This window comes from Prevotella sp. CAG:255, assembly GCF_000431195.1.
Classification (GTDB): domain Bacteria; phylum Bacteroidota; class Bacteroidia; order Bacteroidales; family Bacteroidaceae; genus Prevotella; species Prevotella rara.
In genome coordinates this window covers 88,859-111,855 of sequence record NZ_HF986778.1, presented here as the reverse complement: position 1 = coordinate 111,855, position 22,997 = coordinate 88,859, and the positions used below count along the sequence as shown (strand labels likewise).

At 49.5% G+C, this 22,997-nt stretch carries 15 protein-coding genes; 8 read left to right on the top strand and 7 right to left on the bottom strand.

The annotated features are described in order from the left end of the window. Positions 1 to 83 precede the first annotated feature (83 nt). Entirely contained in the window at positions 84 to 758 is a 675-nt protein-coding gene (locus QVO66_RS02960) for an MgtC/SapB family protein (RefSeq protein WP_053397514.1), read from the top strand. A 309-nt stretch (positions 759 to 1,067) separates the two neighbouring features. Continuing rightward, complete coding sequence (locus tag QVO66_RS02955; RefSeq protein WP_288172494.1) at positions 1,068 to 2,417, top strand: DUF1593 domain-containing protein; 1,350 nt, start codon at positions 1,068 to 1,070, stop codon at positions 2,415 to 2,417. Between the two features lie 556 nt (positions 2,418 to 2,973). Here QVO66_RS02955 and QVO66_RS02950 read toward each other — a convergent pair. The 6 genes from QVO66_RS02950 to bcp all read right to left on the bottom strand — a co-directional run bounded on the left by QVO66_RS02950 (position 2,974) and on the right by bcp (position 9,039). Continuing rightward, positions 2,974 to 3,408: a PepSY-like domain-containing protein gene (locus QVO66_RS02950; protein WP_441295427.1), complete on the bottom strand. Its 435-nt coding sequence runs from the start codon at positions 3,406 to 3,408 to the stop codon at positions 2,974 to 2,976. A gap of 428 nt (positions 3,409 to 3,836) precedes the next feature. Beyond that, complete coding sequence (locus QVO66_RS02945) at positions 3,837 to 4,283, bottom strand: PepSY-like domain-containing protein (RefSeq protein ID WP_053397454.1); 447 nt, start codon at positions 4,281 to 4,283, stop codon at positions 3,837 to 3,839. Between the two features lie 111 nt (positions 4,284 to 4,394). Beyond that, the gene (locus QVO66_RS02940) at positions 4,395 to 5,675 is read right to left on the bottom strand and encodes a type IX secretion system histidine kinase PorY (protein ID WP_021853906.1); all 1,281 of its coding nucleotides are present in this window, start codon (positions 5,673 to 5,675) and stop codon (positions 4,395 to 4,397) included. Then, the gene (locus QVO66_RS02935) at positions 5,672 to 6,349 is read right to left on the bottom strand and encodes a response regulator transcription factor (protein WP_021853905.1); all 678 of its coding nucleotides are present in this window, start codon (positions 6,347 to 6,349) and stop codon (positions 5,672 to 5,674) included. Before QVO66_RS02935 ends, QVO66_RS02940 begins: the two co-directional genes overlap by 4 nt. An 84-nt stretch (positions 6,350 to 6,433) precedes the next feature. Next, positions 6,434 to 8,494, bottom strand: coding sequence for an acetate--CoA ligase family protein (locus QVO66_RS02930; protein ID WP_021853904.1), 2,061 nt, complete (start codon positions 8,492 to 8,494; stop codon positions 6,434 to 6,436). An 86-nt stretch (positions 8,495 to 8,580) separates the two neighbouring features. Continuing rightward, the gene (bcp, locus tag QVO66_RS02925) at positions 8,581 to 9,039 is read right to left on the bottom strand and encodes a thioredoxin-dependent thiol peroxidase (RefSeq protein ID WP_021853903.1); all 459 of its coding nucleotides are present in this window, start codon (positions 9,037 to 9,039) and stop codon (positions 8,581 to 8,583) included. Between the two features lie 352 nt (positions 9,040 to 9,391). On the opposite strand from bcp, the gene QVO66_RS02920 reads away from it, so the two are divergent. The 6 genes from QVO66_RS02920 (at position 9,392) to QVO66_RS02895 (ending at position 22,248) form a co-directional block, all read left to right on the top strand. After that, a complete protein-coding gene (locus tag QVO66_RS02920) occupies positions 9,392 to 10,198 on the top strand; it encodes an SGNH/GDSL hydrolase family protein (RefSeq protein ID WP_288172505.1) in 807 nt (268 codons plus the stop codon). Positions 10,199 to 10,934: 736 nt separating this feature from the next. Further along, the gene (locus tag QVO66_RS02915; protein WP_021853901.1) at positions 10,935 to 16,517 is read left to right on the top strand and encodes an alpha-2-macroglobulin family protein; all 5,583 of its coding nucleotides are present in this window, start codon (positions 10,935 to 10,937) and stop codon (positions 16,515 to 16,517) included. An 18-nt stretch (positions 16,518 to 16,535) separates the two neighbouring features. Next, positions 16,536 to 17,597, top strand: a complete 1,062-nt coding sequence (locus QVO66_RS02910) for a DUF1573 domain-containing protein (RefSeq protein ID WP_021853900.1) — start codon at positions 16,536 to 16,538, stop codon at positions 17,595 to 17,597. A gap of 7 nt (positions 17,598 to 17,604) precedes the next feature. Next, a complete protein-coding gene (meaB, locus tag QVO66_RS02905) occupies positions 17,605 to 18,705 on the top strand; it encodes a methylmalonyl Co-A mutase-associated GTPase MeaB (RefSeq protein WP_021853899.1) in 1,101 nt (366 codons plus the stop codon). 323 nt (positions 18,706 to 19,028) lie between these two features. After that, positions 19,029 to 19,886, top strand: a complete 858-nt coding sequence (locus tag QVO66_RS02900; RefSeq protein WP_053397517.1) for a 4-hydroxy-3-methylbut-2-enyl diphosphate reductase — start codon at positions 19,029 to 19,031, stop codon at positions 19,884 to 19,886. A gap of 229 nt (positions 19,887 to 20,115) precedes the next feature. Then, positions 20,116 to 22,248, top strand: coding sequence for a hypothetical protein (locus tag QVO66_RS02895; protein ID WP_288172492.1), 2,133 nt, complete (start codon positions 20,116 to 20,118; stop codon positions 22,246 to 22,248). Positions 22,249 to 22,563: 315 nt separating this feature from the next. Here QVO66_RS02895 and QVO66_RS02890 read toward each other — a convergent pair whose 3' ends face one another. Further along, a complete protein-coding gene (locus QVO66_RS02890; RefSeq protein ID WP_021853895.1) occupies positions 22,564 to 22,896 on the bottom strand; it encodes a nitrous oxide-stimulated promoter family protein in 333 nt (110 codons plus the stop codon). Between the last annotated feature and the right edge of the window lie 101 nt (positions 22,897 to 22,997).

Genomic DNA, 22,997 nt, shown 5'->3' with positions numbered 1-22,997 from the left:
CCGTCAGTAATCTGAAAAAGCGGCGGCCGGACATTGGATATTCGGAAAAAATGTGTATGTTTGCATAAAATAGTTATATGCTTATGTTTACTACTACCGAATTCATCTTGCGCATAGCCATTGCCGGTGTGCTGGGCGCTGCTGTCGGCCTTGAGCGAGAGCTGCGGGCTAAGGAAGCCGGTACGCGTACACATTTTCTTGTGGCGATGGGGTCGGCTCTTTTCACCATCCTTTCGCAGTATGGCTTCGACGAGTCGCTGAAAATCTACAGCTCGTTTGCCTCTTTCGACCCGTCGCGTATTGCGGCTCAGGTGGTTACGGGTATCGGATTTATTGGTGCCGGCACCATAATCTTTCAGAAACATGTGGTGAAAGGGCTTACCACGGCTGCCGGGCTATGGGCTACTGCTGCCATAGGCATGACTGCTGCCACCGGGCTTTATGCCCTCGCCATAGGCAGCACGGTGCTTGTGCTGTGCTGTCTTGAGGTGTTCTCCTTTGTGGTTAACCGTTTCGGAATGAAAAAGATAGCCGTAACGTTTTCCACACGTAGCCATGACACAGTGCGTCAGCTGCTCAGCGAGCTGCAGGCTGATGGCGTTGACTTTGACAACTACGGGATGAAGCAGATTGTGGTTGACGGAGAACGGCAATATGAGGTTACGCTAGAGATGAAGCTGCGCCGCAGGAATTACCGCACCCGCATTCTCGATTTTGTCAAGGAGTTCAACGGTGTGAGCATAGAACTCATAGAATAGCCTGTGTCAGGCTCATGCCGTGTCCGGTCGTCAGGCAATCTGCCTACTTCATTTTTATCCTTTTTGTGCCTTGTCCTGATTTCGGGGCGATGTGCAGAAAGGTTATTTTTTGTGAAACAGAATTACCGGCTTGATTGTTTTCGTATGGATATGATAATTTTTTTGTATCTTTGAAAAAGATATGAAACGGCTAGGCAAAGTCTGCTTAAAAATCACAGGTTTCTTATCTGTCATTGCACTTGCCTTTTGCCGTATTTGTATATAACGTCAATAACATATAAAGATTTTTTATCATCAATTTTATTATCCATGATTAAACGCAATTCCTTATTCAGATTATTATTTATTCTTTTATCATCTTCATTCATGCTTGCCGCCCCTTCGTGCTTGTTTGCGGAGAAGCACAGGCTAATCGTTACTACCGACATCGGCGGAACCGATCCCGACGACGAGCAGTCTATGGTGCATCTCTTGCTCATGTCTGATGATGTTGACATCGAGGGACTTATATGTAACGTGGCATTTGTGAAGACGCCTCTGGGCTTGCCCGTGCTGAATAAGATTATAGATGCATACGAGAAGGCTTATCCTAATCTTATTGTTCACGACAAGAGCTATCCTTCAGCCGCCAGTCTGCGCTCTGTAGCCGTTGCCGGTCAGGCTGGAGTGGGCATGGCCGACGTAGGTGAGGGACACGACACTCCGGGCTCAGAACTCATAATACGTGCCGTTGACAGCAAAGATCCCCGCCCGGTATGGGTTAACGCATGGGGAGGCATGAACACGGTGGCTCAGGCGTTGTGGAAGGTGAAGCACACAAGGAGTGCGGCAGATGTGGCCAAGTTTGTGTCGAAGCTGCGCATCTATGACGTGCTTGGGCAGTGTGATGCCGGAGCATGGATAGCCAGAACCTTTCCCGACATCGTCTATCTTCGCAATACTGCCGTGTACGGCTGGGCGCCGTCAGACAGTTGGGTAGACGACAATGTGCAGAAGTATGGTTCTCTCGGCGCTGCTTATCCTGACAGGATGTGGGCCACAGAGGGCGACAGCCCTGCCTTTATGTATCTTGTTGACAACGGGCTGAATGTGCCGTCGGAGCCTGAATACGGCGGCTGGGGCGGACGCTTCGGCACGGAAAAGGTGGCAGGTGTAAGAGGTATGGACTGGGTTGAGAAGAATAATCTTGACGAGAAACAGTATGATCCTTACTATATGTTCACCAATTCGGGCGAGGGCAATGAGGCCATTGCCCGATGGAAGACAGCCATACTGAACGATTTTGCGGCACGTGTAAAATGGAGTGTGTGTGCAGACTATAATGATGCCAACCATCATCCTGTAGTACGTTTCAGTGACGAGAAGACTGACACCAAGGCTGTGAGATATGTTGACGCTAAGCCAGGCGATCGGCTGCAGTTCGACTTTTCGGGCTCTTATGATCCAGACGGCAACGAGATAAGCTACAGGCTTTATGTCTATGATGACGCTACCGACTGCGGTCTGCGTATTGAAGTGAGCGATGCAGCCACGGCGCGTCCGTCTTTGTCAATACCGGAATCAGTGTCAAAGGCTACGATACACCTCATTCAGGAAGTTACAGACAACGGCAGTCCGGCTCTGACGTCATACCGTAGGATTGTCGTCAGGGTGAAATGAGCAGCATGGTGACTGGCGTTACTGATGAAGTAAAACTATTTTCTTTAAAAACTCATCACCCATCACATTCGCATATAATGCGCTGGCTGTCAGTAATTTGAAGCGTGATGAGTTGAGAAATCAACTCATCACACAACAATGTCAGGGCGTGGCGTGACGAGTTGAGAAGTCAACTCGTCACAGTATATCCTGCTGATATCCAGAATGTTACGCAGGAATGTGACGAGTGATGAGTTTTTTAAGAAAATATTTTCGGTCTACAGTGTGCCGATGTATATTCGTATTGCATGCCCTAATGTCGTCTTTTGCATTATGAAAGGTGCCCTTTTGCCGTGTGAAAGACGGCATATTGCAATGCAAAAGACCGTCTTTTGGAGGGCGAAATGCCGCATCTGTCCGGATGAACGGTCAGGAATTATACGGCAAGAGCACGCCTCACATAAAGTCGGGAGGTGTGCTCTTGCATTATTATCTAGATTGTAGATATATCGTTTTCAGTATGTCATGCGTCGGCCATGGTGCCTGTTGCTGTTTGCTTTTATAGAATATAGGTTTATCATTCAATGTCTATGACCTGGAATTTCTTGTTGAACGTTATCTCTATGCGGTTCGACAGGTCTATTTCGTATTCTTTGTCGTCTCTTTCAATCTTAATTATTATGCATCCCGGATAGTTCTTCTTGACATACGAACTTATTTGCGGCGGAACTATGCTTGCCGGCACGGCCGAGCGCTTGCAGCTTATTTCGGTCCAGTTGCCGTTGCTGTCAAACTCTATTTTCTCACCGTTGGTGAAGATAACGGTATATTCTTTTGAGAAGAATCCCGATTCCACTTTCGCCAAGGCCACCTTCTTGTTGCTGAAGTGCCTGCTGAGCAGCTGCTGTGCATTATGCGGCATCTGGCTTACACTGATAGGTTTCTCGTTGCCGGCCGCGGCATTTAGTGTTACGGCCAGGAGCAATGTTATCATCATTGCAGCTTTTTTGATGTAATCTTTCATAATGTATTCTGCGGGTTTTGTTAAGTTACTGTCTGTCATATAGAGATTATCCGGCTTGTCCCGGAGGGTTGTCTCTGCCCGTTTGCCGCATTGCCGTCTGCTGTTTTGTAGCCTTCTCATTTTATGTCATATGTCTGTTTGTCCGTTTTGACGCAGGCGTAGCTGGCTACGTCAACGCAAAATGGTCAAACAGACTGCGGCAAATACACAAAGTGTAATATATCAGTCGGCATACGCCTGTGGGCTAGCCCGGCGCAGCCTTATGGCTTACTTGGGGCAAAGCTGGCAGACATGTGCCTTGCGTTGTTGCTGTGGCTCTGTCTGTCAGCTTTTTGCAGTTCTGACGCCTTTTGGCTGCTATAGCGCCGGTTTTGTCATTGCAGGCATCAGATGCTTTATTGTCATGTCAGTTTTATTTAGTCGATGTCTATGACAACGAAGTTCTTGTTGAAGGTTATCTCCATGCCGTTGGCCAGATTAACCTCATATTCGTTGTTGCCCTTTTCAAGCTTCAGCACCTTTACTCCCGGATAGTTGGATTTCAGGTAGCTTGCTATTTTTGCGGGGATGAGCTTTGCCGGCACGGCTGAGAGCTTGCAGTCAATCTCTTTCCAGTTGCCTTTCTTGTCAAACTCCACCTTCTCGCCGCTTGTGAACACCACCTCGTAGTTCTTGTCTAGCAGTCCTGTCTCCTGCTTTGCCATAGCCACCTTCTTGCCTGCGAAGTGACTCTTTATCACCTGCTGCGAAACAGCCGGAAGCTGACTTACTGCTATTGGCTTGTCGTTGTCGGCAACAGCTTTAACCTGGAACGCTATCATGCAAACTAATGCAACTACACATGTCTGGATAATTCTTTTCATAATCTTCTTTTTTTTAGGGTTTGTAATCATTGTTTGTTCTTTTGTTTGATGCAAAGATGCAAGGGGTTTCTGAAAAGAATCTGAAAAAACGGTTCGGAATCAGGTTTTTAACTAATTTTTGCTTTTCCTTATTTCGAACGCATGTTTTCCGTTGCTGAAGCTGTAGGTTATCTCCATGCCGTACTGCGAGCAGATGGCCTTTACGATGGCAAGTCCCAGTCCGGTTGACGATTTCTTGCCGGCTGAATGATAGAAGCGTTCAAATATCTTGTCGCTGTCAAGCCGCTCGGGCTGTCCGGTGTTCTCTATCTTTATGTGTGAACTGTCCGACGTGATGTTTATCTCGCCCCCTTCTATGTTATGCACAAAGGCATTCTTCACGAGGTTGGTCATCAGCACGTTGGCCAGCTGCTCGTCCATGTCTGCCACGGGAGCCTCTTCGCACATGTTGCTGACGGTTATCTTCATGCGCGAGTATACCGGTTTAAGATTGTTTACGGCATGCGCCGTAACCTCCTTAAGGCTTACAGATCCGTGTGCGGCAAACTGTCCGTTGTCTATCTTGCACAGAAGCAGCAGCGAGCGGTTGGTCTCCGTCAGCTCTTTCAGTGTGTGCAGCGTCTTTATTATCTCCGCCATCTGGTTCTCCGTAAGTCCTTCTTCGTCGAGCAGCATCTCGAGCCTGTTGCGGCATACGGCCAGCGGCGTCTGCATCTCGTGCGACGCGTTGGCTATGAAGAGCTTCTGCTGTTCATATTGCTTCTCGTTTCGCTCAATGCTCCTCATCACCGTTTCGTTGAGCTTTCTGAATTCGGTTATCCTCGTGTCGTTCTCCAGCGGCTTTATGTTCTTGCCGAGCTTATACGTGTCGAGCCATCCGAAGAGCCTTTTCAGCGGCTTCATGCTGTGCCTGATGGTCCACAGGTTGACGATTATCATGCCTGTGAGCAGACCGAAATACAGCACCACAAGCCAGATGAATATAGAGTTCTTCAGGTTCTGCTTGTCTATCGTTGGCGTGAACACCGTAAGCTCATGATACTTGTCGTCGTTCGACTTGAAGATATACGTTACGGCCCTTGTCTGTTCAAACTTGTTGTCGTTGGGCACATACGTCTCCATGTCGCGGTATCTTATGTGCGAGTGGCTCTCGGCATACTCGTCCGACACGGTGTGTATATAGTAGTTGTTGCCTGCGCCGTTGTGGGTGTCGGGCAGGGGCACTCCTGCCAGATAGTCGGTTATGAGCGCTTCGGCATAGCTCGTCAGACTGTCGTCGGTCTTGTTGTTGATTTCTTTTATTATCGCAAAATAGAAGCCTACGGCCCACAGGGCAATGCCTATGGCCTTTAGCACCGACAGTCTGAAGGTTAGGACGTTCTGCAGCTTCATACCTTAATGAGCTTATATCCGAAACCGTATATCGTCTTTATCTCGATGTCGGCGCCAGCCGTCTTCAGCTTTTTGCGCAGGTTTTTTATCTGTGCATATATGAAGTCGAAGTTGTCGGCCTGGTCGATGTCGTCGCCCCACACGCCTTCGGCCAGCGTCTGCTTCTCTATCAGGCGGTTTGCCCGGTTGACAAGATAGTGAAGAATTTCATACTCCTTTCGTCCGAGGTCGATGTCCTGTCCGTTCACCTCCACCTTGAATGTGTCGGGATGGATAGTCACGTTGCCGAACTTTATGTTGTTCTCGCCGTTCTGTGTGTGGCGTCTCATCACGCTCCTGATGCGTGCGTGCAGCTCAGCCAGATGGAAGGGCTTAGCCAGATAGTCGTCGGCGCCGAGTTCGAGTCCGGCCACCTTGTCGTCGATAGAATCCTTTGCCGATATTATGATGACGTTCTTGCGCTTGCCGCGTTCTGCCAGTTCTCTCATCAGGTTAAGGCCGTTGCCGTCAGGCAGCATAATGTCCAGCAGTATGCAGTCGTATTCATAAATAAACAGCTTGGTGTGAGCCGTAGCGTAGTCGGGGGCTGTCTCCACCACGTAGTACTCTTTTTCGAGCGAGCGTACAATGATGTCTCTCAGGTCGGCGTTGTCTTCTATTACGAGTATCTTCATTTCCTTTAAATATAAGTTTTATGCCAGGGGCATTTAATGAACGTCGGGCGGCATCTGCCGACGCCGCCCGAAGGTTTGTTATTGTTATTTTTCAATACGTATTCTGGCGTCTACTGCCGTAACGTTGTCTTCGTCGGCCAGCAGCGGGTTGATGTCGAGCTCCTTTATTTCGGTGGTAAACCTCAGAAGTGTTGACAGGCGCACGATAATCTCTGCATACTTCTGCTCGTTGAGACCTTTCTGTCCGCGCGTACCCTTTATTATCTTGTATGCGCGCAGAGAGCGTATCATTGAGTAGGCCTCGTCATAAGACAGAGGAGCAAGTCCGCTTGAAACGTCCTTCAGCACCTCGACGAAGATGCCGCCGAGTCCGCACAATACGATGTGGCCGAAGCGCGGTTCGTATTTGGCTCCGATAAACAGTTCCTTGCCTTTGATCATCTTCTGCACCATGATTGCCTTTGCGCCTTCAATCTTCATCATGCGGTCGAACTCCATTTCGAGATGTTCCGCACTCATTATGTTGAGCGCAACGCCGCCCACGTCGCTCTTGTGTACAGGGCCTACGACCTTTGCCACTACCGGATAGCCTACCTTGTCGGCAAATGCAGTAAGCTCGCCTTTAGAGTCGCTCACCATTTCGGGCACCATAGGTATGCCTGCGCACTCGAATATCTGATGCACCAGTTCGGGGGCGATGTATCCGTCTTCCTTGATGCCTGCAATAATCTCTCTTATCCTCGGGATGTCAACGCCGAAGAGTTCTATCTCGGGCGATGCCGGCTTTGGCGTCTTCATAATCTGCGTGAGGGCTGTTGCGAGCGTAACCTCGTCGCTGAAGTTTACGTGTCCCTTCTTCAGGAACTCTGCCACTTCCGGTCCTGCTGTGTGCAGACAAGGCAGGATGGGGAATATAGGCTTCTTGCACTCCAGAATCTTCTTGTGCAGCACGTCGTAAGCCTCATACAGCTGGACGAGGCCCGGTGTGCCGAAGATTACGAATATGGCGTCGATGTCCTTAAACTTGTTTTCGCAGTAGTCGATGGCTATGCCCAGATGCTCGGGTGTTCCGGTTGCAAGGATGTCTATGGGGTTAGCCACTGATGCTCCGGGGAAGAGCAGGCTCTTCAGCTCGTCGGCGTCGGGACCTTCAATCTTCGGAACGTTGAGTCCGCCTTTAGACAGCGCGTCGGTAAGCATCACGCCGGGGCCTCCTGCGTGGGTTACGATGGCAAAGTTGCGGCCTGTGAGCGGCGGAAGTGTGAAGATACAGCCCACGGTTGTGAGTTCCTCTCTTGAGAAACAGCGCACGATGCCCGCCTTGCGGAACAGTGCCTCTACGGCTGAGTCGCTGCTGGCAATGGCTCCTGTGTGCGATGATGCGGCACGGCTTCCGCTCTCGCTGCTGCCGGCCTTGATGGCTGCTATGCGGCATCCCTTGCGTATGAGCGATGAGGCGTGGAAGAGAAGCTTGTCAGGATTGCTCACGTTCTCGATGTAGAGCAGCTTGACGTGTGAGTCTTTCTCCGGGTCGAAGTTCTCGTCCATGTATTGCAGCACGTCCTCGATGCCGATCTGCTTGCCGTTGCCGATGCTCCATACAGAGTTGAATGGCAGGCCCTTTGTTACGGCCGACTCGAGGATAAACACTGCCGTTGCGCCCGAACCGCTGATGAAGTCGACGCCTTTTTCGTGCAGTGTAGGTATTGGTTTGGTGAACACGCTGTGATGCCATGAGTTGAGCAGACCGATACAGTTAGGTCCTATGAGTGCTGCTCCGTGGCGTTCGCAGGTGTCGAGTATGTGTTGTTCGAGCTTTGCTCCCTCTTTTGTCTCCTCGCCGAAGCCTGCAGATATTATTATGAAGGCCTTTACGCCTTTGTCTTCAGCCAGGCGGTCTACTGTTTCGGGGCACATGTGCGATGGTATTACGAGAATAGCCAGGTCGGTGGGCGGCAGTTCGCTTATGTCGTGAAATGCCTTTACGCCTTGCACTTCGTCTTCTTTCGGGTTGACAATGCGCAGAACGCCCTTGTAGCCTCCGTTGATAATGTTGCGCACGATGGCGCCTCCGGGTTTGTGAACGTTGTTTGAGCCGCCGATTACGACGATGCTCTCCGGGTGCAGAAGTTGTCGGTTAATCATGAGTTTTATGTTTAGGGTTAATAGGGTTTTGCCGCTTGCGCCCCCTTGCTGTAGCGGGGGCGTTGTGGCGGCTGTTATCTTTTATGTTATTTCTGTTCTCCGATAATCTGTTCGGCGTGGTTCTTCACCTTGATCTCCTTTGGCGAGATTATGCGCTCAATCACGCCGTTCTCGTCAATGATGAAGGTGGTGCGGAAGGTGCCCATGTAGGTGCGGCCGTACATCTTCTTCTCGCCCCACACGCCAAACTGCTCGCCGAGAGTCTTCTCTGTGTCGGCAATGAGGTGGAACGGCAGTTCGTTCTTTGCTATGAACTTAAGATGCTGCTTGCCGTCGTCCACGCTTGCGCCAATCACCTCGTAGCCGAGTTCCTTCAGCTTTGTGTAGTTGTCGCGCAGGTTGCACGCCTCGGTGGTGCATCCCGACGTAAGGTCTTTAGGATAGAAATATAGCACCAGCTTGCGGCCTTTGAAGTCGCTGAGCCTTATCTCGTTGCCGTTTTCGTCGTGCCCGAGTATTTCGGGCGCCTTGTCTCCAATATTCATATCTCGCAGTGTTTAATTGTTTTGCTTTTCTTGTGGCGGCTGACGCATCTGCGCTGTTGCCTGTTGCGCTGCAGAACGGCATCATGCCTGTGCGTGCAACCACATTGCAAATATACAATAAGAAAATGAGAAACTGCCTAAAATGAAAGGATAATATTTCTTAATACTTGTCAGCGCTGCTGCCTCAGATGTGGCGTGGCGGAGCTGTCCGTTGCCGTTATATGTGCCGTTTGGCTCTATTTGTCAGGATAAGTCTTGTTGTTACGGATAACTTTTGTTACCTTTACGGCCGATTAACAAACTAATTGAAATGAACAAATTTTTTTTATTGTCTCTTGCTTTTATGGCGTGCATGGCGCCTGAGGCTTCGTGTCAGACTGTATTGAACGACAACACTGCCGTTAAGAGCGGATATGTGCGTCATCCGTGGGCAGGCAAAAAGGTGGGGTATATCGGCGACTCGATTACCGACCCGAAGAACAACAGCAATGATATCAGGCAGAAATACTGGGCATATCTGCAGCAGTGGCTCGGCATAACGCCTTATGTCTACGGCATAAGCGGCCGCCAGTGGGACGACGTTCCGCGTCAGGCAGAGAAGCTCAGCAAGGAACATGGCAATGAGGTTGACGCCGTAGTGGTGTTCATGGGTACAAACGACTTCAACGCCGGAGTGCCCGTCGGCGAATGGTACGTTGAAACTGAAGACACCGTTACTGCTGCCGTGCATGGCAAGAAGCAGGTGTATAAGCGCAAAAAACGCACCCCGGTGATGACCGGCGACACCTTTAAAGGCCGCATAAACATAGGCATAAGCAAGCTGAAGACGCTCTTCCCCGACAAGCAGATTGTGCTGCTGACACCCTTGCACAGGGCTTACGCCACATTCGGCGACACCAACATACAGCCCGACGAGAGCTGGCAGAACATCTGTGTAGAGTATTTCGACGCTTATGTTGAGGCTGTAAAGGAAGCCGGAAACGTGTGGGGCGTTCCTGTGATTGACCTCAATTCGGTCATCGGACTTAACCCGATGGTTGAGGCTCAGCTGCCTTATTTCCACGACAAGGCCACCGACCGCCTGCATCCTTCAACCGAAGGGCAGGAGCGCATGGCGGCAACGCTGATGTATCAGTTGCTTGCTCTTCCTGTCAAATAGCATCTCTTCTGCTGTGTCGGCATACCGTTGTTGTTATACTGCCAGCAGTAAAATGACAAGTAAAAATATGTTAACGCAAGTGCTTTTGCGTTAACATATTTATCTCACTTTTTGCAATCTTACGGCCGAAATGCCGTTTCCGTATAAAAAACTCGCATTTTTCGATTGTTCTAGTATATTGTTGATAATCAGGGGTTTATGTCTGATTGAGATTTAAAAGTTCTTTTTCTGTATCCCGTAAATACTCCTGAAAGGCCATAAATCATTGCTTTTTGCACTTAAAACAACTGTTTTTTGTCATGCAAAAGGCCATGTTTTGCGCTCCAATATACAGCATTTCGCATCCTGAAAGCATAGCTTTTGCATCCTGTTTACATGTTTCTTGCCTTGCAGAGGCTTCGTCTGCATGATAAAACGGCATATCTGCGCTGACGTTATTCCTATAATGCCGGCTTCCGGCGTGTTAAAATCTCGCTGCTTAAAACTTCTGTATTGGTAAATAAAGTTAATTTATCAGTGCCCAATGCGTAATCTTCGACAATAATCAGGTTTTAGTTTTTGAAAGTTAAACGGCAAAAAACATTAAATCGTTTTGTCAGCTACGATTAATTAGTTACCTTTGTAGAAATATAGGAAACATCGGCGGCAGACGCCGCAGCAGGGGCACAAAGCATGCATCATGCAGCCCTGCGGACGTTGATGCCGTGTTGTATTAAGAATAAAAACTTTGTTGATTATGAGAAAAACCGCTTTCCTTTTACTTACGGCTTTTATGCTGGTGCCGGCTGCAATGTTTGGCGACAGCTATTCGAAATTATGGAAACAGGTAGACGAGGCAGCAAATAAAGACCTGCCGAAGACACAGATACAACTGCTGCAGACCATTGCCGGCAAGGCTGAGGCCGGCGGCGACTATGGCCATCTGCTTAAGGCAGAGACGTGCATGGCGTCGGTTTGGTATTCTATCTCGCCCGACTCGCTTCCTTCAAGGCTTGCCCGGCTTGAAGACAAGGCCGAAGCATGCAGCAAGTCAGACGGCGCTCTGTCGGCTGTCTATTATGCGGCACTGGGCAAGATATACAGCTCTTACCGCAATTTTAGTCCGTATGCCGCTGTCGGAATAGACAATTCGGCCAAGGCTGCCGAGTTTTTCCGCAAGTCGCTGGCCGACCCTGCGTTGCTCGCATCAAAGAAGGCACTCTGCTATGAGCCGTTTGTTGTAAAGGGACGCGACGGCAAATACTTCAACGACGACCTTCTGAGTCTTATCGGATATACGGCAGAAGACTATGCCACAATGCATTCTTACTATGCAACCACGCAGAACCGCACAGCCACGTTGCTGACGGCCCTGGCTATGGTCAGGCAGAACAATCAGCGCAACGGCGGCATCTATTTCCGCGAATTAAAGAAGTCGCGCTATGCCGTGTCGCTCGATTCGCTCATAAACATATATTCTGACCTCAATGCTTGTGGCGAAGTGGCCGTTGAACGCTATAATTTTATGCAGAACTGCAATGACGTTAACGCCGACGACCTGGTGGCTTACATCAATAACGCCGTTAACCGCTGGGGCGAATGGCCGCGTATGAACGTGCTGCGCAACGAACTTAAAAGGCTGACAAATCCGCAGTTTGTAATCAGTCTCACCAATAATGTGGTGTTGCCTTATAAGAGCAACGTCATAAAAATGAATCTGCGTAATGTCAGTGAGATTAAGGTTAAGGTGGCGCGTCTGGCCGTTGACGGCGACACAGAGCTTAATCCTTCGCAGGATGACGGATATAAGGAACTTCGCAAGAAGATTGTTCCGCTGACAGAGAACGTGCAGACGAAGCGCTATCCCGGTCAGCCTGAATACAAGATAATCAAAGACTCGATCGTGCTTGCCGGCATGCCGGTAGGCGTTTATATGGTTGAAGTTTCTTCAGACAATAAGAATCTTGAGCCGCAGAGGCGCCTGCTGTATGTAACAGACATGTTCGTGGTGCATCATCAGCTGCCCGGCAACAAGCTGCGCCTTGCAGCTCTTAGTGCTACAACCGGCCAGCCTATGCCCGGCGCAACCATCGTCGTGCAGACAAACGGCAAGAAGACGCATACCCTTACATGCAATGATAAGGGCGAAGCCGTGTTCAGCATGGGCGGCGACGGCATCAGAATGCTGCGCGCTTACACTGAGAGAGACAAGGCGGCGCCTATGCTTGGCACATGGAGCAGCTTCTCTTATTATGCCCAGAAGGGCGACCGCGACGTGCTGAACATATTTACCGACCGTAAGATTTACCGTCCGGGACAGACTGTTCATGTGGCAGCCGTGGCATATAACACTCAGAAAGGCATGGAAAGTAAGGTCGTTGCAGGCAGGTCATTCAAGCTCACCATGAGAGACGCTAACTATAAGGTGGTGAGCGAGGCCACTGTAACCACCGACGAATATGGTACGGCCAGCACCGACTTTGCGCTGCCTTCGGGCGGACTTACGGGCCGCTACACCATACAGGGCGACTTCGGCATCAATGCTTCTGTAAACATCACGGTGGAAGAATACAAGCGTCCTACATTCCAGGTAGAGTTCCCCAAGATCAACCAGAGATATCAGAGTGGCGACACGCTTGTGGTTACGGCTCATGCAAAGACCTATGCCGGCGTGCCGGTTCAGGGCGCAAAGGTCAGCTACACGGTTAAGCGCAGCCAGTCGCTGTGGTGGCGCTATTATGCATCGGCTTACACTAACGGTTCCGGAACCGACGTGCTCGTAAAGGGCGAGGCCGTTACCGATGCTGACGGAGCTTTCAAGATAGAGATGCCTATGGTGCTCCCCGCATGGGCAGATACCGACGGCGGCATTGACGAACGCACGTTCAACAGCATTGCACGCTTCTATACAATAACCGCTGATGCCGAAGTTACCGACCAGGCAGGCGAGACTCGCAGCGGACAGCTGGCGCTGCCTTTGGGCAATAAGCCCGCCGCGCTGAGCACCACTTTGCCCGGACGCATACTCCGCGACAGTCTGAAGACAATAAAGTTTGTATACAAGAATATGGCCGGTGTTGACATCGACGACAACGTTAGATATTACATCGACGGCTCGTTCAATGCCTTCAAGGCGAGAACCAACCGCGACGAGAGCATCACATGGAACACGGCGTCGCAGCTAAAGTCGGGCCGTCACAAGCTCGTGGCTATCTGCGGCACAGACACGCTGAAGCAGGATTTTGTCGTGTTCAGCCTCAACGACACTAAGCCTTGTGTTGAAACACACGACTGGTTCTATCTTTCAGACACCAAATTCCCGTCAGACGGCAGTCCGGTTTATCTGCAGGTAGGCTCGTCTGATGCCGACACACATATCCTTTACACCGTCATTTCAGGCGATAAGGTAATTGCCGACGGCGCAACAGACCTTAGCAACCAGCTGTCAACACGCGCTCTGACATATAAAGAAGAGTATGGCGACGGCCTGAAGATAAACCTCGTATGGGTGAAAGACGGCAAGGACTATAATCACAGCGTGTATATCACACGTCCTGTTCCCGACAGACGACTGATGCTGAAGTGGACCACTTTCCGCGACAGACTTACTCCGGGACAGAGCGAAGAGTGGACGCTCAACATAACAAGACCCGACGGCACTGCTGCCAAGGCACAGCTCATGGCTACGCTTTATGACAGCTCGCTCAACCAGATAACTCCGTTCAGCTGGTGGTTCTACAATGACATGGCCATCAGTGAGCCTTACACTCAGTGGCGTTCTGTATATCAGAATGGTCTGCACTTCTCAAGTGCGGCCGACATCAAACTGCTCGATGTGGACGACTTCGATATGAACAGGTTTGACATTGATAATTTCTTCGTGTCAAATATAATGTTGAGAGGCTACGGGGCTAATGGAGGTCTGAGACTAAGTCTTGCCGGCAGCGCAGTTAAGAAGCAGGCTGTGGCTTCCGATTCAGCCATGTCGGCCGGCGAGAGCGAATCTGCTTCGGTTAAGAGCAAGGAAGAACTTGCAGAGCCTCCTGTAACAGCCGACAACGGTTCTGCTCAGGGCCGTTCTGCAGACAACGTTCAGTTGCGCGAGAACCTTAACGAGACGGCGTTCTTCTATCCCGCACTTCAGTCAGACGACAAAGGCAACGTGAGCGTTAAGTTTACTCTGCCCGAAAGCATAACAACATGGAAGTTTATGGGACTTGCTCACGACAAGGACGTAAACTACGGACTCATTGAAGGTGAAACCGTTGCGCGCAAGACCGTTATGGTGCAGCCCAACATGCCGCGCTTTGTACGTGTAGGCGACCGTGCTTCGATAGCAGCAAGAATATTCAACACTTCAGAGAAGAGTGCAGAGGGTACGGCTGTTATGCAGCTCGTAGATCCTGAGACAGACAAAACGGTGTTTGAGCAGAAAAAGTCGTTCAAGGTTGCTGCCGGACAGACAACAGCCGTATCGTTCGAATATTGCCCTGACGCCAACAGCTCAATGCTTGTGTGCAAGATATTTGCAAACGGACGCAACTTCAGCGACGGCGAGCAGCACTATCTTCCGGTACTGGCTGACGAGGAACTTGTAACCAATACGGTGCCGTTCACACAGACGCAGCCCGGCCAGAAGACGATAGACCTTGGCAACCTGTTCGCTAAGGGCGGCAGAAACAACAAGCTGACTGTTGAATACACCAACAATCCTGCATGGCTCGTGCTTCAGGCTTTGCCTTATATAGGCACCGCCAGCGACAACAACGCCATAAGTCTAGCCACGGCATATTATGCCAACAGCATAAGCAACTACATCCTGAAGAACGCTCCGCAGGCTAAGACAACGTTCGAACAGTGGAAGCGTGAGGCAGAACAGACAAGTCTGTTGAGCAGTCTGGAGAAGAATCAGGAACTTAAGGACATCGTGCTCAACGAGACACCTTGGGTGGCAGATGCCGACAATGAGGCTGAGCAGAAACGTCTCCTTGCCAACTATTTCGACAGCTCTTCGCTCAACAACAACATTAGCTTGATGCTCGGCAAACTGCAAAAGCTGCAGAATCAGGCCGACGGCTCTTGGTCGTGGTGGCAGGGTATGCCTTACGGCTCACCGTCGCTGACGGCAAGCATTGCTGAGCTGCTTACCCGTCTGAACACAATGATAGGCGTTCAGAACGAGACAAAAGGCATGCTCGACAAGGCAATGACTTATCTCGGACGCGTCGTTGTGGATGAAGTTGAGAAGATAAAGGAGGCCGAAAAGAAAGGCAACGCATACGGAATACGCGACTACTCGGCACTGCAGTATCTGTATATCTGCGCCCTTGGCGACAGACAACTTACGTCGGCAGAACGTTCTGCGGCAGACTATCTGCTCGGATATCTTAAGACAAAGAACACTTCACTTAACCTTTACGGCAAGGCTCTCATGGCTGTTGTATTGTCAAAGAACGGCGAGAGCAAGCTCGCAGGTGAATACCTGAAGAGTCTTGAGGAATATTCGGTTAAGACAGAGACTATGGGCCGTTATTACGACTCGCCGCGCGCAGGTTATAACTGGTTCGATTACCGCATACCTACACAGGTTGCAGCAATAGAGGCAATGAAGCTTGTTGACGCCAGTGGCTATTCGGCAGAAATCGACGAGATGAGACAATGGCTGCTGCAGCAGAAGAGAGTGCAGGGCTGGAACACACCGGTCAACAGCGCAAATGCCGTTTATGCATTCTTAAGCGACAACATGTCGGTGCTCAACAAGGGCGAGAAGGCAGAGATAACGCTCGACGGCAAGAAGCTCGACATGTCGCCTGCCACCGCAGGTCTGGGTTACGTCAAGTCGGCAACAAGCGTTGCCAACCCCGGCAAGCTGACCGTAAGCAAGACATCTGAAGGCACATCATGGGGCGCCGTTTATGCTCAGTCAGTATGCAAGGTTTCTGATATAGATGCCGCTTCATCGGGTTTCAAGGTTACAAGAGAAATACTTTCTGCCGACGGCACTACGCCCGCAAGTCTGAAAGTAGGCTCACGCATTAAGGTGCGCATAACCATAGTAGCCGACCGCGATTACGACTTTGTTCAGGTGAGCGACAAGCGTGCCGCCTGCATGGAGCCGCTCAGACAGCTCAGCGGATACGCCGGCGGATATTACTGCACGCCGAAAGACAACGTTACGAACTATTATTTCGACCGTTTCAGCAAGGGAACGCACGTTATAGAGACAGAATATTATGTTGACCGTGAAGGCACTTACGAGACAGGTACATGCACCGTGCAGTGTGCTTACTCGCCTGAATATTCAGGACGCGCAGTGTCTAAGGTTATTGTTATTGAATGATTGAAAGAGAATTGAATTATGAAAAGAAAAATAATACTGACAGCTCTGGTTGCCGCCTTTGCCTTCGACATGGCGGCACAGCGCATATCTGCCAAGCACGAGGTTATCGACTGCGGAAGCGTTCTTTATGAACAGCCCGTCACGGCGAAGTTTGAATTGCGCAACAAGGGCAACGAACTGATAATCGACACAGTTAGGACGAGTTGCGGATGTGCCATTGCGAGCTATCCGCGCGGCAGCATCATGAAGGGCGACAACTTTACGGTTGAGGTTACTTATGATGCACGTCAGCTCGGACATTTTGAAAAGGAAGTGGCCGTTTACAGCAATGCTTCCGACAAGCCCTTCTATCTGAAGATGAAGGGAGTGGTGGTTGACAAACTTATCGACTTCACCGGAAAATATGACTACACTATCGGCAGCGTGAGGACAGACAACAACAACATCGAGTTTGATGATGTCAACGTGGGCGACATGCCTATACAGAAGATACACATCATCAACAGCGGATCTGAAAGCGTCAGTCCGGTTGTGATGCACCTGCCTGATTACCTTACGGCGTCAGTGTCGCCTACAACCATTGCTCCTGGACACACCGGCGTGGCAACGATAACCCTCAACTCGCTGAAGCTGCGTGATTACGGACTTACGCAGTCGTCGGTATATCTCGGAATGTATCCCGGCGACAAGGTCAGCGCCGACAAGGAAATATCGGTTTCGGCCGTTCTGCTCCCCGGATTCAGAAACATGTCGGAGACACAGAAGCACAATGCACCGGTGATAAAGCTGTCGTCAGAGACTCTCGATCTCGGCACGTTCGGCGACAAGGACGACAAGAGCGGAACGATAATCATTGAAAATAACGGAAAGAGCAGGCTCGACATACGTTCAATGCAGATGTTCACAACAGGTCTGAAGGTGAAGCTGAACAAGTCGAAGCTGCGTCCGGGCGAATCGGCAAAACTGAAGATCACGGCTTACAAGAAGCAGCTGAAGAGCGCAAGGAGCAAGCCGCGTGTGCTGATGATAACCAACGACCCGGCAAAACCAAAGGTTGTTATACATGTAAAAGTGAAATAATATTGTTATGGAACATCCAGAAAACAGCAGTGAGTATAAGGGGCTTACGGTTAATTCCGGAGTAGAGCAGCCTTCAACAGTGAATCCATATCTTAACCGCGCACGCTACAGGCGCCGTGAGTATACAGTGGGCGAGATGGTGGAAGGCATCCTTAAAGGCAACGTTACGGTGCTCAGCCAGGCCGTTACGCTGATAGAGAGTGTTAATCCCGACCACCAGCAGAAGGCTCAGGAGGTTATCGAGAAGTGCCTGCCCTACAGCGGCAAGTCGCTGCGCATAGGCATCAGCGGTGTGCCGGGTGCCGGAAAGAGTACCTCTATCGACCAGTTTGGCGTGCATGTGCTCGACCGTTTTGGCGGCAAGCTGGCCGTCTTGGCCATCGACCCCAGTTCTGAACGCTCCAAGGGAAGTATTCTTGGCGACAAGACCCGTATGGAAAAACTCTCTTTGCGTGAAGAAGCCTTCATACGTCCTAGTCCTACGGCAGGCTCGCTGGGAGGCGTGGCGCGCAAGACCCGCGAGACTATCATACTGTGTGAGGCTGCCGGATACGACAAGATATTTGTCGAGACGGTGGGCGTAGGGCAGAGCGAGACGGCATGTCACTCTATGGTTGACTTCTTCCTGCTCATTCAGCTGGCCGGCACGGGCGACGAGCTTCAGGGCATAAAGCGAGGCATCATGGAAATAGCCGACGGCATAGTTATCAACAAGTGTGACGGTAACAATGTGGATAAGTGCCACATTGCCGCCACCAACTTCCGCAACGCCCTGCATTTCTTCCCGCCATCAGACAGTGGCTGGCAGCCCAAGGTGCTCTGCTACAGCGGCTTCTACGGCACAGGCGTAAAGGAAGTGTGGGACATGGTTTATCAGTATGTCGACTTTGTTAAGCACAACGGCTACTTCAATTACCGCCGTAACGAGCAGAGCAAATATTGGATGTATGAAACCATAAACGAGCATCTGCGCGGCAGCTTCTATAACAATCCGCTCATACAGCAGAAACTGAAGGCGTCAGAAGACTCGGTGCTGGCCGGAACAAAGACGAGCTTCGTGGCAGCAAAAGAACTGCTCGACACATATTTCGGCACAGAAAGACCGTAAGACTTATGCCGCGACAGGCAAATATAGAGCTATAAGAATATATTATTACGGTCAGAATGCCTGTTTGTTTTTATTCATGACCGGCTCAGTCCGGTCATGAATTATCCCAAATCGTTATTATGATTAGGCTCTGATTTTTGCTTTATATTGAGTTGATTTACGTTAATTTTTTTGCTGGTATAGCTGGTTATATCAAGAAAAATCTAACGGAAATCTGCCGATAGAAACAAAAAGACGGGCTGAAAGCATGAATGCACAAGACGGATAATGCTATGTGCGCTCTAATGACGGTTTGGGATTGTTTTATAAGAAACATCAAGAAGATGGTACAGATAGAAATCGATGACGGCAGCGGATTCTGCTTCGGGGTTACCACTGCCATAAGAAAGGCCGAAGAAGAGCTTGCGGCCGGAAAGACGTTATACTGCCTGGGCGACATTGTGCACAACGGAATGGAGTGTGAACGCCTGCGCAGCATGGGACTTATAACTATTAACCACGACGAGCTGAAGGCTCTTCACGACGTGAAGGTGCTGCTGCGTGCCCACGGCGAACCGCCCGAGACTTACGAGATAGCGCGCCGCAACAACATAGAGATAATAGACGCTACATGTCCCGTGGTGCTGCAGCTGCAGCGGCGCATCAAGCGCGAATACGACTCTAATCCGGATGCGCAGATCGTAATATTCGGCAAGCCGGGCCACGCCGAGGTGCTCGGACTTGTAGGACAGACCAACAGCAAGGCCATCGTCATAGCCGGAATAGACGATGCAAAGGCGCTCGACTTCAACCGCGACATATATCTATATTCGCAGACAACGAAGTCGCTAGACGAGTTTCACCGCATAATCGACTATATCCAGGAGCACATCTCGCCTGAAGCCACATTCAGGAGCTTCGACACGATATGCCGTCAGGTGGCCAACCGCATGCCAAACATCAGTTCGTTTGCCAAGCGCCACGACCTCATTCTCTTTGTCTGCGGCCGCAAGAGCAGCAACGGCAAGGTGCTCTTCAACGAGTGCAGGAGCGTCAATCCCAACAGTCATCTTATTGAAGGCCCCGACGAGATTAAGCGTGAATGGATTGAAGGCATCGACACGATAGGCATTTGCGGAGCTACGAGTACGCCCAAATGGCTAATGGAGAGGTGTCGCGACAGAATAATTAACGGCATTTAGCTGTGCCGGTAAAAACGGAAATGCCCGGCAGTCGCCATTCTGTTTATCATAATGGCGGCTGAAACAGAATATATTTTTGTTAAAAACTCATCACTCGTCACATTCTGTTTCAATACGTTGAATGTCAGAATGTTACAATGTGATGAGTTGATGCTGCAACTCATCACATTCTGCTTTCATCCAGGTTGAGCAGGTTTAATGGAAATAAAAACAATATATGAATATAAATATGAAAGATTTTGTAAAAAATGATATCGCATATTTACCGGGAGCATTTTTGTCATTATGGCTAGTATGCACATTTCCTGTAAAAATGACGGCTCAAACTTCAGACAGCATACGCACAAAAGAAATTGACGAAGTGGTGGTCAAGGCCAAGATGCAGCACACCAATGCCATGTCGTCAACATACATTCCGACGATGAAGCAGAGGCAGTCAGCGCAAAATGCGATAGACCTTCTACAACAGCTCGCACTGCCTCAGATCAACATTAATCTGATGGACAATGCCGTAACTACCACAAGCGGGCAGAGTGTGGCTATATATATCAACTATATTCCGGCGTCGGCCGAAGAGATGGAAGGCATCTTGACTTCAGATGTACGCAGAGTTGAATATCTTGACTTTCCCGCAGATCCGCGTTTTCAGGGAAGTGAGCATGTCGTTAATTTCATAGTACAGAAATATGAATACGGAGGTTATACCAAGGCCACTCTGAATGAAAATTTCCTTACCGGCAGACTTTCAAACCGGGCTTCGGTATATTCAAAGTTTGTGTATAAACGCATGACATACGATTTATATGCCGGTACCTCCAATCACGACATTAATCATTACGGCAATTCTGTTGAGGGTATTTACAGTATTGAGGATGAAAATGGTCAGGCTTTTCAGACAACAAGAAACGAGGCCTTGGACTATTCACGTTTCAAGTATAACCAGTATCCTGTTTCTTTCCGTGCAGTTTACGATACCGACAAAATGCAGATAGCCAACACCATAGGTTTTAATTTTGACCAGTCGGCGATGGCCCGGACCGGCGGAACATTGTCGTTTGTTCCTCAGAATAATGCCGACTATTCTTATTTGAAGAACGAACCCTACGTGAGCCGTTATTTCGTATGGTCGGGAAATTATTATTTTATCCTGCCACACAACTTTCATGTCAGCGTGTCTCCCGGCATAAATTACGGCCATACCAATTATTCATACAACTATCAGACCTCGTTGCCGGGCAGTGAGGCCATAGCGAACAATTCAAAAGAAGACGTATGGCAGTTTCGCGGCAGTGCAACGCTTTTCAAGAAATTTACCGACAGCCATACGGCTTTCTTCCGCGCCTGGTTTGGCTCCACGTCCAATCAGGTAAGCTATTTCGGCACATCTCCTTATGACAATGATTTTTCTGATACCTATTCAGGTGCCGCCCTCGGCTATAAGTTTCTGAATAAGGTGTGGAATATAAGTGCCGACGCAGCCTTTCAGTGGGAAAGGAATAAAATAAACGACCTTTCGGTTGCTGAAATTTATCCGTTGATCAATCTGTCAGTAGGCTTCTCTCCCTCGCGTAAACACTCGTTCCGCACATATTTTCATTTCGGTGCAAACTATCCGGGCGCAAGTGAAAAGACACCTAATGTGCTTCAGCAAAACGAGCTGATGTATTATACTGGAAATCCCAATCTCGGACTTTCTAGGCAGGTTACATTCAATCTGTCGTACAACTGGATGCCGGTCAATGCTTTTTCGGCTTCGGCGTTTGTGCAGTATTTCGGCGAGTTCAATCTTTATGTGCCTGTTTATAAGCCATATAACGGCGGTACAGCCCTGCTGAGAACCTTTGAGACAGATTGCGACTATAACCGTACACAGATAGGCATGTCGTTTAATTATAAACTGCTTAACGGCAACCTTCAGTTGGCTGCCTCTCCTTCTGTGTCGTTATATCGCATGTCAGGACTATTCGACATCAGGCGTTCGCCGTTTTATTGCAGTGCCTCTGCAACATATTATCTTGGCAACTTCTATTTCCAGGCATCTTATCAGACAAAGAACCTCACTGTGCAGGGAAACCGGGGCGTGATATACGAAGACCGTGATTTTTATCAAATGCTTGCCGGATGGAGCCGTTCGGGTTGGAATATACGCGTCAGTGCGATGAATATGTTTCGCAACGACTGGTTGTGCTCAACCAGCAAACTGATGACTCCTCTTTATTCAGAGACGCAGTTCGTTAATGGCAACAATTTTCACCGGCGTCTAAACCTGTCTGTTACATATACGTTTGGATATGGCAAGAAGGTAAACCGTGGAAATGAGGTGGGCGAGCAATATGGAGCAGCATCTGCTATCATGAAATAATGTGCATACATTGTGAAGATGGGGCTATCCGTAGGTAAATCTGCTCGCATATATGTTACAAACACAAATTTTACGTGAAATTACAGCCGTGTGATGAGTTTAAACCGCAACTCATCACGCCTTAATATGTTGTCTTTCAGAAAGTTAAGACCTGATGTGACGAGTGATGAGTTTCTGATAAAATTATTTTTAGTTTGATCTTTCGCAATATCCTTTTGCAAAAGGTATCCTTTTATGCTGTAAAAGGCCACATATTGCATTGTAAAAGATGCCCTTTTGCATCGCAATATGTGGCATATTATATTTAGGTATAAGTTACTTGCCCTTACGCTTCATCTTCAGTGCAATCTCTCTTGCCATGTGCTTTATGGCGTCTGCCGGATAATATAAGAGCATGCGCGGACCGGCATAGCGCATCACTTGGCGTATCTGCTCGCGCTTTTCGGGCTTGTAGCAGTGCACCTTGCACAGGCGGCATGTCGGCTTGTTGTCCTGAAACGGACAACGGGCAAGGCGCGATGAGGCATATTCAAGCAGTTCGCGGCATTGAGGACACAGCTCCCTGTTGCCCTCCTTATGGCGGCAATACAGGCGTATCATCAGTTCCACGGTGTGCAGCTCGTGGGTTGTTCGAGGGGTGAGTGGCATTGTTGGGGGATGGGGATTATGGGAGTAGTGGGAGTGATTGTAGTAATGGGACAAATGGAATAGTTATGGCGGCGGCAAAACTGTGAACCGCCGCCATGATG